At 64.5% G+C, this 14,942-nt stretch carries 16 protein-coding genes; 5 read left to right on the forward strand and 11 right to left on the reverse strand.

Going from position 1 to position 14,942, the window contains the following annotated elements:
* Positions 1-64: 64 nt before the first annotated feature.
* Positions 65-658 (forward strand): YqgE/AlgH family protein, encoded by a 594-nt coding sequence (locus WJU21_RS03780; protein WP_346322044.1) that lies wholly within the window; start codon positions 65-67, stop codon positions 656-658.
* 4 nt (positions 659-662) lie between these two features.
* On the opposite strand, the gene WJU21_RS03785 is transcribed toward WJU21_RS03780, so the two are convergent.
* From WJU21_RS03785 to coxB, 9 genes are all read right to left on the reverse strand, one after another.
* On the reverse strand, positions 663-1,925 hold the full coding sequence (locus tag WJU21_RS03785) for a pitrilysin family protein (RefSeq protein WP_346322045.1): 1,263 nt from the start codon (positions 1,923-1,925) through the stop codon (positions 663-665).
* A complete protein-coding gene (thrC, locus tag WJU21_RS03790; RefSeq protein ID WP_346322447.1) occupies positions 1,922-3,313 on the reverse strand; it encodes a threonine synthase in 1,392 nt (463 codons plus the stop codon). Before thrC ends, WJU21_RS03785 begins: the two co-directional genes overlap by 4 nt.
* 20 nt (positions 3,314-3,333) lie before the next feature.
* Positions 3,334-4,050 (reverse strand): SURF1 family protein, encoded by a 717-nt coding sequence (locus WJU21_RS03795; protein ID WP_346322046.1) that lies wholly within the window; start codon positions 4,048-4,050, stop codon positions 3,334-3,336.
* A gap of 71 nt (positions 4,051-4,121) precedes the next feature.
* Positions 4,122-4,937 carry a cytochrome c oxidase subunit 3 gene (locus WJU21_RS03800; protein ID WP_346322047.1) on the reverse strand — a complete coding sequence of 272 codons (816 nt, stop codon included), beginning with the start codon at positions 4,935-4,937 and terminating at the stop codon, positions 4,122-4,124.
* A 17-nt stretch (positions 4,938-4,954) separates the two neighbouring features.
* The gene (locus WJU21_RS03805) at positions 4,955-5,533 is read right to left on the reverse strand and encodes a cytochrome c oxidase assembly protein (RefSeq protein WP_346322048.1); all 579 of its coding nucleotides are present in this window, start codon (positions 5,531-5,533) and stop codon (positions 4,955-4,957) included.
* The gene (locus tag WJU21_RS03810; protein WP_346322049.1) at positions 5,517-5,654 is read right to left on the reverse strand and encodes a hypothetical protein; all 138 of its coding nucleotides are present in this window, start codon (positions 5,652-5,654) and stop codon (positions 5,517-5,519) included. The genes WJU21_RS03805 and WJU21_RS03810 overlap by 17 nt, the downstream gene beginning before the upstream one ends.
* On the reverse strand, positions 5,654-6,520 hold the full coding sequence (locus WJU21_RS03815; protein ID WP_346322448.1) for a heme o synthase: 867 nt from the start codon (positions 6,518-6,520) through the stop codon (positions 5,654-5,656). The genes WJU21_RS03810 and WJU21_RS03815 overlap by 1 nt, the downstream gene beginning before the upstream one ends.
* Positions 6,521-6,594: 74 nt before the next feature.
* Positions 6,595-8,226, reverse strand: a complete 1,632-nt coding sequence (gene ctaD / locus WJU21_RS03820; protein WP_346322050.1) for a cytochrome c oxidase subunit I — start codon at positions 8,224-8,226, stop codon at positions 6,595-6,597.
* A gap of 29 nt (positions 8,227-8,255) precedes the next feature.
* Positions 8,256-9,128, reverse strand: coding sequence for a cytochrome c oxidase subunit II (gene coxB, locus WJU21_RS03825; protein WP_346322051.1), 873 nt, complete (start codon positions 9,126-9,128; stop codon positions 8,256-8,258).
* Positions 9,129-9,416: 288 nt separating this feature from the next.
* On the opposite strand from coxB, the gene tldD reads away from it, so the two are divergent.
* From tldD to WJU21_RS03840, 3 genes are all read left to right on the forward strand, one after another.
* Positions 9,417-10,853 (forward strand): metalloprotease TldD, encoded by a 1,437-nt coding sequence (gene tldD, locus WJU21_RS03830; protein ID WP_346322052.1) that lies wholly within the window; start codon positions 9,417-9,419, stop codon positions 10,851-10,853.
* 6 nt (positions 10,854-10,859) lie between these two features.
* Complete coding sequence (locus tag WJU21_RS03835; protein ID WP_346322053.1) at positions 10,860-11,273, forward strand: DUF2007 domain-containing protein; 414 nt, start codon at positions 10,860-10,862, stop codon at positions 11,271-11,273.
* 82 nt (positions 11,274-11,355) lie between these two features.
* Positions 11,356-11,727 (forward strand): hypothetical protein, encoded by a 372-nt coding sequence (locus WJU21_RS03840; RefSeq protein WP_346322054.1) that lies wholly within the window; start codon positions 11,356-11,358, stop codon positions 11,725-11,727.
* Between the two features lie 11 nt (positions 11,728-11,738).
* On the opposite strand, the gene WJU21_RS03845 is transcribed toward WJU21_RS03840, so the two are convergent.
* Both WJU21_RS03845 and WJU21_RS03850 read right to left on the reverse strand, forming a co-directional pair.
* Positions 11,739-13,106: a glutamate--cysteine ligase gene (locus WJU21_RS03845; RefSeq protein ID WP_346322055.1), complete on the reverse strand. Its 1,368-nt coding sequence runs from the start codon at positions 13,104-13,106 to the stop codon at positions 11,739-11,741.
* Positions 13,107-13,171: 65 nt separating this feature from the next.
* Positions 13,172-13,936, reverse strand: coding sequence for a 16S rRNA (uracil(1498)-N(3))-methyltransferase (locus tag WJU21_RS03850; protein ID WP_346322056.1), 765 nt, complete (start codon positions 13,934-13,936; stop codon positions 13,172-13,174).
* A 67-nt stretch (positions 13,937-14,003) separates the two neighbouring features.
* On the opposite strand from WJU21_RS03850, the gene ubiA reads away from it, so the two are divergent.
* Positions 14,004-14,942, forward strand: coding sequence for a 4-hydroxybenzoate octaprenyltransferase (gene ubiA, locus WJU21_RS03855; protein WP_346322057.1), 939 nt, complete (start codon positions 14,004-14,006; stop codon positions 14,940-14,942).

Here is a 14,942-nt window from a genome sequence, read left to right on the forward strand (position 1 = left end):
ATGCCTGCGCGGGATTTTCCGCGTTCCCTCTTGAGCGGCGCGCCGGAAGGCACACTTACAGACAATGTCGAAGCAAACCTTTACCCGAGTGCGCTCCCGCAAGCCCGATTACCTCCGCGGCAAGTTGCTGCTGGCCATGCCGAACATGGGAGATCCGCGTTTCGAACGCAGCGTGATCTGTCTGTGCGAACATTCCGAGGAAGGGGCAATGGGAATCATCGTCAACCAGCCGGCGGAGCACATCGCCTTTCCCGAACTGATGGACCAGCTGGAAATCCCCGCGCCGCCCAACTGCGCGCAGGTCGGCGTCTTCACCGGCGGACCGGTCGAGCCGAATCGCGGCTTCGTGCTGCATTCGGCCGATTATTTGCACGACACGTCGCTGATCGTATCGGAGCTGGTGGCGCTGAGCGCCACCGTCGACATCCTGAAGGCTCTCGCCCACGGTACCGGGCCACAGCACAGCCTGCTGGCGCTGGGCTATGCGGGCTGGGGACCGGGACAACTGGAAGCCGAGATTCAGGAAAACGCCTGGCTGCACACGGAAGCGGACCCGGACCTGCTCTTCGGCACCGAAGCCACGCTGAAATGGCCGCTTGCCATGGCCAAGCTGGGCATCGACCTGTCCATGCTGTCAACCCAGGCCGGCCACGCCTGAGCGGTCAGGCCGCGAAGCGCTTCGTGATCGTGTCGTAGTCCGGCAGCTTCTTCAGCGGGCCGACGGCGGCAATGGTGGGTTTGCCTTCGGTAAGCAGCAGACCGGCCATCTCCCTCACCGCCTCGGGCGTTACCGCGTCGATGCGGGCGACGATTTCCTCGAGCGGGATCACCCGGCCGAACATCAGCAACTGGCGCGCCATCTGTTCGACCCGGCTGGACGAGCTTTCCAGCGCCATCAGGGTGCCGGCCTTGATCTGGGCGCGGGCACGGGCGAATTCACGCGGCTCGACCTTGTCGCCCATCTTGCGAACCTCGTCGCCGATTACCGTCACCAGCTCGCCGATCTGGTCCGGGCTGGTGCCCGCATAGATGCCGAACATGCCGCCATCCGCCAGCGCGGCGGTGAACGAATAGACCGAATAGGCAAGGCCCCGATTCTCGCGCACCTCCTGGAACAGCCGCGACGACATGCCGTCTCCAAGGACGGTCGACATCAACTGCATGGCAAAGAACCGGTCGTCGAGGAACGACACGCCGGGGAAACCGAAGGTCAGGTGAACCTGCTCGAACTTGCGGTTGCAGCGCGCTTCACCGCCCCGGTATTCGGCCAGCGGCAGCGCCTCGGGCGCGCCCGGCTTGAGATCGCCGAATTGCTGCGCGGCGAGATCGACCAGCCGGGCGTGATCGACGGCGCCCGCGGCCGCGACCACCATGGTGTCGGCGGCATAATGGCGTCCCATATAGCCCGCCAGTGACTCACGCGAGAAGCCCGAGACCGTCTCGATGGTGCCGAGGATCGAGCGGCCCACGGACTGGTCGGGATAGGCGGCTTCCTGCAGCAGGTCGAACACCAGATCGTCCGGCGTGTCCTGGACCTCACCGATCTCCTGGATGACCACGCCGCGCTCGCGCTCAAGTTCGACCGGATCGAAGGTCGAGCGCTGCAAAATGTCGCCCAGCAGGTCGACGGCGAGCGGCACGTCCTCGCCCAGCACGCGGGCGTAATATGCGGTCTGCTCACGCGATGTGTAGGCATTCAGGTGGCCGCCCACGTCCTCGATGGCTTCGGCGATGTCGCGGGCCGAGCGGCTCGCTGTGCCCTTGAAGGCCATGTGCTCGAGCATGTGGGAGACGCCGTTCTGCTCGGCGGATTCGGCGCGCGCGCCGACGCCGACCCAGACGCCGATGGAGGCCGTCTGAAGCCGGTCCATGGTCTCGCTGACGACGCGCAGACCGTTGGGCAATGTGGTGATTTCAACGCTCATGATGCGCGTGCAGCTATGTGGTCCTGCACCGACTTCAAGTCGTTGGGGAGAATTTCAAAGCGCTCGGTCCGGGACATCAGGTCGGCCATATGCGGCGGCAGCGCCGGATGGACGCCGCTGGCCGCGCTGACGGCATCGGGAAACTTGGCAGGATGGGCCGTCGCCAGCGTCACCAACGGCACGTCGGGACCGCTGCGCAGCCGCCGTCCCGCCGCGACGCCGACGGCCGTATGCGGGTCGATCAGCATGCCGCTGTCCTTCAGCACCTGGGCGATGGTGGCCCGGGTTTCGTCCTCGTCCACCTTGTCGGCCACGAACAGGCCGGAGGCACGGGCGATCTGCGCGTTGCCGATGGCCAGCTTGCCGGTCGCCGAGAAGTCATCCATGAGCTGGCGGATGCGGACGCCGTCACCGTCGTAAAGGTCGAACAGCAGGCGCTCGAAGTTGCTCGAGACCTGAATGTCCATGCTGGGGCTGATGGTCGGCTGCACCGTGCCGCGGCTGTAGTCGCCGCTGCGCAGGGCACGCGAAAGGATGTCGTTGATGTTGGTCGCGACGATCAGCTTGTTGACCGGCACGCCCATGCGGGCGGCCACATAGCCGGCGAACACGTCGCCGAAATTGCCGGTGGGAACGGCGAAATCGACCGGCCTGCCGCCCAGCGCCAGCGACGACTGGACGTAATACACCACCTGCGCCAGCACACGCGCCCAGTTGATCGAGTTGACCGCCGCAAGGTTCAGCCGATCGCGGAAGGCGTGGTCGTTGAACATGGCCTTCACCAGTGCCTGGCAGTCGTCAAACGTGCCTTCGACGGCGACGTTATGGACATTGGCCGATGGCACCGTGGTCATCTGCCGGCGCTGAACTTCGGACACCCTTCCCGCCGGATGCAGCATGATGATGGTGACGTTTTCGCGGTCGCGGCACGCTTCGATCGCGGCCGAGCCGGTATCGCCCGATGTGGCGCCCACGACGGTGATGCGCTCGCCGCGCTTCCTCAGGATGTACTCGAACAGCCTTCCGAGCAGCTGCAGCGCCACATCCTTGAAGGCGAGCGTCGGGCCGTGGAACAGCTCCAGCAGCCATTCGTTGGCGTCCAGCTGGCGCAGGGGCGTCACCGCGGCATGGTGGAACACGGCGGGCGCGGCATAGGTCTCATGGACGATGGCGGCGAAATCGGATTCGGGGATGCCCTCGACGAACGGACGCATCACCTCGACCGCCAGATCCGCATAGGACAACGAAGACCAGCGCTTCAGGTCGTCCGCCGTGGCCGTGGGCCAGGACTGGGGAACATAGAGGCCGCCGTCGCGCGCCAGGCCGGCGAGAACCACATCCTCGAAGCCCAGGACGGGGGCGGCGCCGCGGGTGCTGACATAGCGGATCGAATCTGGGCGCATGGATATCAGCCCTTCCGCCGATGATAGAGAACAAAGATTACCGCCGCAGTGATCGCGAAGGCGAACCACTGGATGGCATAGGACAGATGCGGATCGCTGAGCTTTATGACCGTCTGCCCGCCCTTCGGCCAGCCGCCGGGCGTGGGCGGCCCGTCCGCTTCCACGAAGACCGGAAGCACGGTGACATCCTGCGCCTTGGCCATGGCCGCCAGATTGCCGTCGAAGAATATCTTCTGCTCGAGGTCGGCCGGCGGCATCACCAGCCGCGCGATCCATTTCTGATGCCAGGGCAGCCGCACGATGCCTGCAACCGTTGTCTCGCCTTGCACCAGACCTTCGGTGCGCGTCGACGGATCACGTTGCGAATCGGGCACCCAGCCGCGATTGATCATCACCATCGAGCCGTCGGGACGCACCAGCGGCGTGATGACCTGAAAACCGTAATTGCCGCGCGTGGACTGCGCCGGCGTATAGCTTTCCTTGTCGTGCAGGAAGGTGCCGCTGAGCGTGACGTGCTGGTATTCCCAGGCTTCCGGATGCTCGATGGTCGCCGGCAGCGGGACTTCGGGAAGGCCGATCCGCTCCTCGATCAGTTGCATCTTGTCGTGCTTCCACGCCATGCGCTGAAGCTGCCAGACGCCGCAGGCTGTGCAAACGATGATGGCGACCACGGTGAAGATGACCGGGATGGGACGAGGCTTCTGCAGAAAAAGTGTTGTCATGTTCCCCAAAACAGGTTCGGCCCCGCCATCAGGCGGGACCGACCCAAAACAGAATGAACGTGGCGTGTCGCCTAGTGATGCGCGCCGCCGGCGCCCTGGCCACCCACATAGATGACCATGAACAGGAACAGCCACACCACATCGACGAAGTGCCAGTACCAGGCTGCCGCCTCGAAGCCGAAATGCTGCTCGGGTTTGAAGTCGCCCTGATAGGCGCGGATCAGGCAGACGGCCAGGAAGATCGTGCCGACCAGCACGTGGAAACCATGGAAGCCGGTCGCCATGAAGAAGGTCGAGGCATAGATGCCGTCGGTGAAGCCAAAGGCCGCATGGCTGTATTCGTAGGCCTGCACGCAGGTGAACAGCGCGCCCAGGACGATGGTGCACCACAGGCCCTGCTTCAGGCCCTTGCGGTCGCCTTCCAGCAGCGAGTGGTGCGCCCAGGTCACCGTGGTGCCCGACAGCAGCAGGATCAGCGTGTTGATGAACGGAAGATGCCAGGGATCGAAGGTCTGAATGCCCTCGGGCGGCCAGCTGCTGCCGATAAAATCGGTGGGATAGATCGCCGCATTGAAGTAGGCCCAGAACCAGGCGACGAAGAACATCACCTCGGAAGCGATGAACAGGATCATGCCGTAGCGCAGGTGCAGCGCAACCACGGGTGTGTGATCGCCCTGGTTGGCTTCCTTGATCACGTCTTTCCACCACACGAACATGGTATAGAGCACGCCGATCATGCCCAGCGCGGCCAGCCACCAGCCCATGTCGTGCATCATCATCACGCCGCCACCGAACAGCGCGAACGCGCTCATGGCGCCCACGAACGGCCAAAGGCTAGGGTCAACCAGGTGATAGTCGTGATTGGGTTTGGCGTGCGCGTCGGCCATTGTTCGTCCCTGCTCGCTTATTGCACGGCCGCGGTCTTGCCGCCGGCCTCCTGATTTTGATTATAGAAGGTATATGACAGCGTGATCGAGGTCACATCCTTCATGTTGGCATCGTCCATGAAGGCGGGATCAATAAAGAAGCTGACAGGCATGTCAACCTTCTGCCCCGCCTGGAGCGTCTGTTCGGTGAAGCAGAAACACTCCACCTTGGTGAAGTAGGCGCCGGCCTTTGCCGGGGTGACATTGAACACCGCCTGGCCCGTGACCGGCTGGCCCGAATTGTTCTCGGCGCTGTAGAACACCAGCTTGTTCTCGCCCACCTTGACGTCGACGAAATGCTGCTCGGGCCGGAATCGCCACGGCAGGTTGGGGTCGGTGTCGGCATTGAAGCGCACCTTGACCTCGCGGTCGAACGTCTGGTCGGGAATGACCTCGGCCCGCTGCGGCGTGCCGTCATAACCGGTGACCTGACAGAAGATGCGGTAGAGCGGCACGGAAGCGGCGGTGAGAGCGATCATGCCCAATACCACGCCGGACAGCACGATAACGGTGCGACGATGGCGCCCGGCGGCGTGGCCGTCACTGGCCCCAGACATGCCCGCCCCCGGCCATCTTGGCAATCGACGCCACGTAGAACAGGAAGACCAGCAGGAACAGCAGCCCGGCGATGGTCCAGTTGCGAACCCGGCGCTTGCGGTGCTCGTCGTGCAACGGCATCAGCTCAGCCCCAGCAATTTCTCGGCCAGCAAGGTGGCAAACAGGCCGAACAGGTAGAAGATCGAGAACAGGAACAGCCGGCGAGGCTGGATCATGTCCTCACCCCGCCAGACGCGCAGTGCCAGGTAAAGAAACCAGACGCCCGAGGCGACGGCGAACGCACCATACAGCCAGCCCGCCATGCCAAGCGCGGCCGGCAGCACGGCCAGCGGCGTGACCAGCAGGCTGTAGATGAGGATCTGCTTGCGGGTCTCGCGCGGGCCGGCGACCACCGGCAGCATGGGCACGCCCACCCGTTCATAGTCGCCCTTGGCGAACAGCGACAGCGCCCAGAAATGGGGCGGAGTCCACATGAATATGATGGCGAACAGCAGCAGCGGCTCCCAGGTCACCGAACCGGTGACCGCCGCCCAGCCGATCACCGGAGGCAGCGCGCCTGCGGCGCCGCCGATGACAATGTTGTGCACCGTGCGGCGCTTGAGCCACATCGTGTAGACCAGCACGTAGAAGGCGATGGTGAAAGCAAGGAGCGCCGCCGAGAGGACGTTGACGAACAGACCGAGGACGATGACCGAGCCGACCGACAAGGCCATGCCGAAACCCAGCGCCTCGCGGTCGTTGAGCCTGCCCGAGGGAATGGGCCTGCCCATGGTGCGGGTCATGCGGGCGTCGATGTCGGCGTCGTACCACATGTTGAGCGCGCCGGATGCGCCGGCACCGACCGCGATGCACAGGATGGCCAGCAGGCCGAGCACGGGATGGATGCCGCCGGGCGCCGCCACCAGGCCGACCAGGCCGGTGAACACCACGAGCGACATGACCCGAGGCTTCAGCAGCGCCAGATAATCGGCGACACGGGGTTCCATGTCGCCGATATCGCCTGGTGCTTCAGTGGATCGGACCGATGCGATGATCGCGTCGGACACGTTGTTTCTCCCGGTTACTTTATCCGCGGCAGGTCATTGAACTGATGGAACGGCGGCGGCGAGGACAGCGTCCATTCCAGCGTCGTCGCACCTTCGCCCCACGGATTATCCGCGACCTTGCGCTTGCGCATGAAGGCCTCGGCGATGATGAACAGGAACAGGATCGCCCCCGCATAGGACAAGTAGGCGCCCATCGACGAGACGTGGTTCCAGCCCGCATACACATCGGGATAATCGATATAGCGGCGCGGCATACCCGCCATGCCCAGGAAATGCTGCGGGAAGAAGATCAGGTTCACGCCGATGAAGGTGATCCAGAAATGCAGCTTGCCCAGGGTCTCGTTGTACTGCACGCCCCACATCTTGCCGACCCAGTAGTAGAAACCGGCGAAGATCGAGAACAGCGCGCCCATGGACATGGTGTAGTGGAAATGCGCGACCACATAGTAGGTGTCGTGCATGGACTGATCGACCGACGCGTTGGCCAGCACGACGCCTGTCACGCCGCCCACGGTGAACAGGAAGATCATGCCCAGGGCGAACAGCATCGGCGTCTTGAACTCGATGGAGCCGCCCCACATGGTGGCGATCCACGAGAAGATCTTGATGCCGGTGGGCACCGCAATCACCAGGGTCGCGGCGACGAAATAGGCCTGGGTGTCGACGTTCATGCCGACGGTGAACATGTGATGCGCCCACACGACGAAGCCGATGACGCCGATGCCGACCATGGCGTAGGCCATGCCCAGATAACCGAACACGGGCTTCTTCGAGAAGGTCGACACGATCTGGCTGACGATGCCGAAGCCGGGCAGGATCAGGATGTACACTTCAGGGTGACCGAAGAACCAGAACAGGTGCTGGAACAGGATCGGGTCGCCGCCGCCCTGGGCGTCAAAGAAGTGCGTGCCGAAGTTGCGGTCGGTCAGCAGCATGGTGATGGCGCCCGCCAGCACCGGCAGCGCCAGCAGCAGCAGGAAAACGGTAACCAGCACCGACCACACGAACAGCGGCATCTTGTGCAAGGTCATGCCCGGCGCCCGCATGTTCAGGATGGTGGTGATGAAGTTGACAGCGCCCAGGATCGACGAGATACCGGCGACATGCAGGGCAAAGATCGCGAAGTCGATCGAGGCGTTGCCGCCCGGCGTGGAGCCGTTGCCCAGCACCGAGAGCGGCGGATAGATGGTCCAGCCGCCGCCAGGTCCGTCACCGACAAACAGCGAGATCAGCAGCAGGCCAAGCGCCGGAATCAGCAACCAGAAGCTGATGTTGTTCATGCGCGGGAAGGCCATGTCCGGCGCGCCGATCATCAGCGGCACGAACCAGTTGCCAAAGCCGCCGATCAGCGCCGGCATAACCATGAAGAAGATCATGATCAGGCCATGGGCCGACACGAATACGTTGAAGATTTGCCGTGCGTCGTCAGGATTCTCGGCCAACTGGGTGAATATCTGCAGGCCGGGCTCCTGGAGCTCCATGCGCATCATCACCGACAGGGCGCCGCCGATCAGACCCGCCACGATGGCGAAGATCAGGTACAGCGTCCCAATGTCCTTGTGGTTGGTCGACATCACCCAGCGCCGGAAACCTGTCGGCGTGTGGTGGTCGTCGTGTCCGGCGTGGGCGGATTCCCCGTAAGCCATCTTCTAGGTCCTTCTTCTCTCGGCGCGGATTACTCCGCGGCCCCCATGTTGAGGGCAATCGTCGTCTGGCCGGCGGGCGAACCGTTCGCGGCTTCCTTGGTCGTGGCGAGCCACGCCTGGTATTCCTCGTCCGACACCACGTCGACGGTAATCGGCATGGCGGAATGGCGCTGGCCGCACAATTCGGAGCATTGGCCGTAGTAGCGGCCCTCGAAGCCCGGCAATACGCGGAACCAGCGCTCGTTCAAGCGTCCGGGGACGGCGTCGACCTTCACGCCGAACGACGGGATGGTCCAGGCGTGGAGCACATCCAGCGGGTTGGCGGTAACCTGGAGGCGGATCACCGTGTTGACAGGAATCACGATGTGGTTGTCGACGGTCAGCAGGCGCGGCTGGCCCGGCTTCAGGTCGGCGTCCTCGACCATGATCGAGGCGAACGATATCCCTTCTTCCGGATATTCGTATTCCCAGTACCAGCGGTTGCCGGTCGCCTTGAGCACGATTTCGTTGGCAGCCGGCGCAATACCGGACTCGGAGGCCAGATCGGCGGGCGGCGCATCCTGAAAGTACACGAAGCGCACACTGATGATGCCGATGATGGCGACGATGATGGTCGGGATAACCGTCCACACCACCTCGATCGCAGCATTGTGCGTGGTCTTGCTGGGAACCGGGTTCGCCTTGGCATTGAATTTGACAAAGGTCACGACCATCAGGACCGCGACGAATATCGTGATCACGACGGCCAGCGGCAGCAGGATGATGTCGTGGAACCAGGCGTTCTTCTGCATCACGTCGGTCGCCGCGACCTGGAACCCCATCTGCCACGGCTTGGCCTCGCCCTGCACCGCGATGTCGGCGAACGCCGCACCGGCAGTGGCGAAAGAGAAGAGCGAACTCATGACGGCCGCTATTGTTTTTACTTTAGACATTCTCGTCCTTCGGTTCTCAAAGCTCACCCCGAGGGGCCCTGAAAAGTCGGCGCGACACTACACCCAGACTTTTGCCCCGACAACCGGTTATGGCGCGTCCGGCGGCGGGCTGGCAAGCCCAATTCACGTGCGCCTGCTGTACATCGGATTGGCCGCCAGCGCCTCTGCGTGGCCTGCATAATTGATGGTCGAAATGCGCATGGCCCCGGTCCATATTAGGGCAACCCAATTGGATGCACGTTCCGGATCGGAGTCGAAATGTCAGATGAATCAATCGCCAGAGACCTCTTCTATACACAGACCGGCCTCAACGAGGCGTCGGCGCTGTCCATCACCGAAGAGGCGCTGGCCGGTTGTGATGACGGCGAACTCTATCTGGAATACACCCAGTCGGAGAGCTTCGTATTCGATGACGGCCGGCTGAAGAAGGCCAGCTTCGATACCGCGCGCGGCTTCGGACTGCGCAGCGTGTCCGGTGAATCGACCGGCTATGCGCACGCCTCCGATCTGTCCGAGCAGGCGTTGAAGCGCGCGTCCGATACCGTGCAGGCCGTGCGCCGGGGCCGCTCCGGCATCATGACGCCGCCGCCCAACGGCACCAACCAGAAGCTCTACATTCCCGACAACCCGCTCGATCAGGTCGCGTTCGACGCCAAGGTCGGCATTCTCGAAAGCATGGATTCCTATGCCCGCTCGCTGGACGAGCGCGTGCGCCAGGTATCGGCCTCGCTGTCCGGCGAATGGTCGGTGGTCGAGATCGTCCGGGCCGACGGCAAGCGGGTCCGCGATATCCGCCCGCTGGTGCGCCTCGACGTGTCGGTGATCGCCGGCAAGGGCGACCGGCAGGAAAGCGGTCACTTCGGCGCCGGCGGCCGCTGGGGTTATGCCGAGTTGCTCGATCCGGCCAACTGGCGCATGCAGGTCGATGAAGCGCTGCGCCAGGCGCTGGTCAACCTGGACTCGGAAGACGCGCCCGCGGGCGAGATGGAAGTCGTGCTCGGCGCCGGCTGGCCCGGCGTCATGCTGCACGAGGCCATCGGCCACGGCCTCGAGGGCGACTTCAACCGCAAGAAGACCTCGGCCTTCGCCGGCCTGCTGGGCGAGCGGGTTGCGGCGCCCGGCGTTACCGTGATCGACGACGGCACGCTCGAGGGCCGCCGCGGGTCGCTGACCGTGGACGACGAGGGCACCCCCACCTCCTCCACCGTCCTGATCGAGGACGGCATCCTCAAAGGGTACATGCAGGACCGCCTCAACGCCCGGCTGATGGGCATGGCCCCGACCGGCAACGGCCGGCGCCAGAGCTATGGCCACATGCCCATGCCGCGCATGACCAACACCTTCATGCTGGGCGGCGACAAGGATCCGCAGGAAATCCTGGCCGCGGTGAAGGACGGCATCTATGCGGTGAATTTCGGCGGCGGCCAGGTCGACATCACCAATGGCAAGTTCGTATTCACCTGCACCGAGGCCTATCGGGTAAAGAACGGCAAGGTTGGCGCCCCGGTGAAGGGCGCCACCCTGATCGGCGTCGGCCCCGAGGCGCTCAAGCACATCCGCATGATCGGCAACGACATGAAGCTGGACAGCGGCATCGGCACCTGCGGCAAGAGCGGCCAGGGCGTGCCCGTCGGCGTCGGCCAGCCGACCATGCTGATCGACGGCCTGACGGTGGGCGGCACGGCGTCGGCCTGATCCCGCGTGGGGCGGCTGGTAACCATTACCCGCTGCCTCGACCACACGGAGGCGCTCGTGATACGGGGCCTTCTCGAGCAACATGGCATCGTCTGCGTGCTCGACGGCGAAGGGTTGTCGAGCATCAATCCCTGGATGACGGCGGCGATTCATGGCATCGGCGTCCAGGTGATGGAGGAGGACGCCAAGGATGCGTTGCTGCTGATCTCCCCTTTCACGGAGGGTGCACTCGCAACACCGGCCGGGGAATGCTGTCCATCGTGCGGTAGTGATAATATCTTCCGGCCCGACAGTTTCCTGCTGGGCGTGTTGGTCGTCGCATTGCTCGGGTTGCTGGCACGGCGCCCTACTTCAAGCCGCATATGTCTCGTCTGCCGCGCGAAGTGGCGCGCCGACAAAACCGGCATTGCCGCCGAATAGCGCCCAATTTGGGGTGGCGGCCCGGACGCAAAGGGATCAAGCTGCCAGTCAGGACGAGGTTCGCTCATTTGTCGGACAGCGCATGGATTTCAGGCGCCAGAAAACCTATCACGACATACTTTCCGAACAGCGGGAGAGCGTCGAGGAACATCTGGTGCCCGATCCGCGCCTGCGCTGGCTGGCGGCAGCGGCGGGCGCGGCGCTTTACCTCGCGGCCATAGCCCTGCTCTACTGGGCCAGCGACGTCGCTTTCCTCGACCGGCCCGAGGCCGGCGAAGTCGCGACCTGGAAGCGATTGCTCGGCATGCTGCTCAACACTGCGGCGGTCGGCTTCAGCGTCATCTACCTGGTGTCGGTGGTGCTGTGGGCGCTGAAGCAGGCCAGCCCGAAATACTTTCTGGTGTTCGGCGTGCTGGGCCTGTTCGCCGGGCTGCTGGTGGCCTTTATCCTGTAGGCGGAAAGCCGTCAGTAGGCGAATTCCTCGAACACCGGGAGAACGCTGCCGTTCCAGCGGGTGTTGTAGGCGTCCAGCAGGTCGTCGGCCTGGGTGCGGCCGGTTTCGGCGATGTGCTTGAGCGAGGCCAGGAAACCGGTTTCGTCGTCACCCTTGTAATCGAGCCGGGCGCGGCGGCGCAGGCCTTCGGACGCGAGGGCGAGCACCTTCTTCGATACATCCTGAATGGTCTCGTCGCCGATCCGGGCCTGGAGCGCGAGGCGCGGCACATCCGAACGCAGGCGATTGTGGTCCTCGAGCGTCCAGTCCTTCACCAGATCCCAGGCGGCGTCGAGCACGCCCTGGTCGTAGAGCAGTCCGACCCACAGCGCCGGCAACGCACACAGCCGCTTCCACGGGCCGCCATCGGCGCCGCGCATCTCCAGGAATTTCTTCAGCCGGACCTCGGGGAACACCGTGGTCATGTGCTGTTCCCAGTCGTCCATGGTCGGGAGTTCACCCGGCCGTCCCGGCAACCGGCCGTTCATGAAATCCCTGAACGACTGGCCGGCCACGTCGATATACCGGCCGTCGCGGTAGATGAAGTACATCGGCACATCGAGCACGTAATCGACATAGCGCTCGTAGCCCATGCCGTCCTCGAACACGAAGGGCAGCACGCCGCAGCGGTCGGGATCGGTGTCTTCCCAGATATGGCTGCGCCAGGACAGGTAGCCGTTGGGCTTGCCGTCGGTGAAGGGCGAGTTGGCGAACAGCGCCGTCGCCACAGGCTGCAGCGCCAGCGACACACGGAACTTCTTCACCATGTCGGCTTCGGAGGAATAATCCAGGTTCGCCTGCACCGTGCAGGTGCGGAACATCATGTCGAGGCCCAGGCTGCCGACCTTCGGCATGTAGCGCCGCATGATCTCGTAGCGGCCCTTCGGCATCATCGGCACGTCCTCGCGGCGCATGTTGGGCGTCATGCCCAGGCCGATGAATCCGATGCCGAGTTCGCGGGACACTTCCTGTACCTGGGTGAGATGCGTGTTCACCTCGTCACAGGTCTGCCAGATGCTCTCGAGCGGCGCGCCCGACAGCTCGAACTGGCCGCCTGGCTCCAGGGTGATCGAGGCGCCGTTCTGTTTCAGCGCGATGACGTGGCCGTCTTCCGAGACGGGTTCCCAGCCGAAACGGCCCATGCCATTGAGGACAGCCTGAATACCCGCCGGCCCGTCATAAGGCAGCGCCTGCTTGTCGGACCAGCTGAAGCCGAACTTCTCGTGCTCGGTGCCGACCCGCCAGTATTCCTTGGGCTTGTTGCCGCTCTCGATATATTCGACGAGCTGCGCCTTCGACTCGATCAATGTCTGGTTCGCTTGGCCCGGTACGCCGGCCATGGCTGCACTCCACCCCATTTGAGTATCGCCAAGTAACGGCTGCCGAGGCAGCTTTCAAGCCTCAATCACGCCGAGCGGTGCACGGCGCTGGTGCTCCAGTCGCCGAGCACGGCCTGAAACAGCGCCAGCGCAGCGACGGCGGCGGTGTCGGCGCGCATGATCCGCGGACCCAGGCTGATGGGCAGCGCAACCTTCTGCGCGTGAATCAGCGCCCGCTCGCCATCGGAGAAGCCGCCTTCTGGGCCGGTCAGGATACCCCATGCAGTCCCCTGCCCCTTGACCGCTTCCAGCGTCGCCAGCGCAGGCCGGTCGCCGCCTTCGTCGCAGAAGATCAGGCCGCGCGCTGACGGCCAGCCGCCCAGCAGGTTGCGCAATGTCTGGGGCTCGCGGATTTCCGGCACGTTCAGGCATTCACATTGTTCGGCCGCCTCGACGGCGTTGGCGCGCAGCCGGTCAAGATTGACGTTCCGCACCACACTCCGTTCGGTCAGCACCGGCTGCAGCACGGCCACGCCCAGTTCGGTCGCCTTCTGAACGACGAAGTCGAGCCGCGCGCCCTTGATCGGCGCAAAGGCCAGCCACAGGTCGGGCACCGCGGTCTGTTCGCGGACGCGCTCGTGGAGCCGGGCAGTACCGGCTTTCTTGCCCAGCACGGCAAGCTCGGCGATCCATTCGCCGTCACAGCCGTTGAAGACATGGAACCGGTCGCCCTCGCGCCGGCGCATCACCGCGCGCATGTAGTGGACCTGATCGGCGGCCAGGTCGATGACGGCGCCCGCGGCCAGCGGGGCGTCGACGAACAGCCGGATTTTCGAGTGGTCGTAGGCCATGACGGGCGGTTGCTCCTGACTGGGGATAGCGCTAACACACTTCGATGACAAAGCGGAAGCACCCCTGATGGAGTCGGCCACATCCCGCCCCGCCGACGCAATTCCCGGCGGCTGGGTCGACCGCTGGCTGCCCGGTCCACTTCGGCCCTGGGCGCGGCTGATGCGGCTCGACCGGCCGGTCGGCGCCTGGCTGCTGCTGTGGCCGTGCTGGTGGAGCACCATGCTGGCCGTGACCGACACGGGCGCGCGGCCGTGGTCGCCGGACATCCTGCTGATCCTGCTGGCATTCGCCGCCGGTGCGCTGGTGATGCGCGGCGCGGGCTGCACGATCAACGACATCTGGGACAGGAAGATTGACGCGATGGTGGCGCGCACCGCCGGGCGGCCCATCGCCAGCGGCGCCATCGGCGTGCCGGCGGCCGTGGCGCTGGTGATCGTCCTCGGCCTTGTCGGGCTGGCGATCCTGGCGTCGTTCACGCCGCGCACCATAATCGTCGCCGTGCTGTCGCTGCCGCTGGTGGTGCTGTATCCGCTGGCCAAGCGGGTGACGTACTGGCCGCAGGTGGTGCTGGGCACCGTGTTCAACTGGGGCGCATTGCTGGGCTGGCCGGCGGTGACCGGCCAGTATCCGGGATGGCCGGCTTTCCTGCTCTATCTGGGCTGCTTCTGCTGGACCCTGGGCTACGACACCATCTACGCCCATATGGACCGCGCCGACGATGTCACGGCCGGCGTGAAGTCGTCGGCGCTGGCGCTGGGCGCGCGGACCCGGCCGTTCCTGTGGACGGTGTATGGCGCGGCGCTGATATTCTGGGCGGCGGCGGGCCTGCTGTGCGAACTCGGACCAATGTTCCTTGCCGGGCTTGCCCTGGCCGGCGCCCATTTCGTATGGCAGATCGTCCGCCTCGACATCGACGATCCGGCCATCTGCCTGCGCCTGTTCCGGTCCAACATACGCTTTGGCTGGATCATCTTTGCTGCCATCATTGCCGGCCAACTGGGATAA

The sequence above is a fragment of the Emcibacter sp. SYSU 3D8 genome, from assembly GCF_039655875.1.
GTDB lineage: Bacteria > Pseudomonadota > Alphaproteobacteria > SMXS01 > SMXS01 > RI-34.

Excerpts from the sequence above, each read along its gene's own strand:
- WJU21_RS03780 (WP_346322044.1), top strand. The coding sequence starts at position 65 with ATGTCGAAGCAAACCTTTACCCGAGTGCGCTCCCGCAAGCCCGATTAC.
- WJU21_RS03785 (WP_346322045.1), bottom strand. The coding sequence starts at position 1,925 with ATGAGCGTTGAAATCACCACATTGCCCAACGGTCTGCGCGTCGTCAGC.
- WJU21_RS03795 (WP_346322046.1), bottom strand. The coding sequence starts at position 4,050 with ATGACAACACTTTTTCTGCAGAAGCCTCGTCCCATCCCGGTCATCTTC.
- WJU21_RS03800 (WP_346322047.1), bottom strand. The coding sequence starts at position 4,937 with ATGGCCGACGCGCACGCCAAACCCAATCACGACTATCACCTGGTTGAC.
- WJU21_RS03805 (WP_346322048.1), bottom strand. The coding sequence starts at position 5,533 with ATGTCTGGGGCCAGTGACGGCCACGCCGCCGGGCGCCATCGTCGCACC.
- WJU21_RS03810 (WP_346322049.1), bottom strand. The coding sequence starts at position 5,654 with ATGCCGTTGCACGACGAGCACCGCAAGCGCCGGGTTCGCAACTGGACC.
- WJU21_RS03815 (WP_346322448.1), bottom strand. The coding sequence starts at position 6,520 with ATGGAACCCCGTGTCGCCGATTATCTGGCGCTGCTGAAGCCTCGGGTC.
- ctaD (WP_346322050.1), bottom strand. The coding sequence starts at position 8,226 with ATGGCTTACGGGGAATCCGCCCACGCCGGACACGACGACCACCACACG.
- coxB (WP_346322051.1), bottom strand. The coding sequence starts at position 9,128 with ATGAGTTCGCTCTTCTCTTTCGCCACTGCCGGTGCGGCGTTCGCCGAC.
- tldD (WP_346322052.1), top strand. The coding sequence starts at position 9,417 with ATGTCAGATGAATCAATCGCCAGAGACCTCTTCTATACACAGACCGGC.
- WJU21_RS03840 (WP_346322054.1), top strand. The coding sequence starts at position 11,356 with ATGGATTTCAGGCGCCAGAAAACCTATCACGACATACTTTCCGAACAG.
- WJU21_RS03845 (WP_346322055.1), bottom strand. The coding sequence starts at position 13,106 with ATGGCCGGCGTACCGGGCCAAGCGAACCAGACATTGATCGAGTCGAAG.
- WJU21_RS03850 (WP_346322056.1), bottom strand. The coding sequence starts at position 13,936 with ATGGCCTACGACCACTCGAAAATCCGGCTGTTCGTCGACGCCCCGCTG.
- ubiA (WP_346322057.1), top strand. The coding sequence starts at position 14,004 with ATGGAGTCGGCCACATCCCGCCCCGCCGACGCAATTCCCGGCGGCTGG.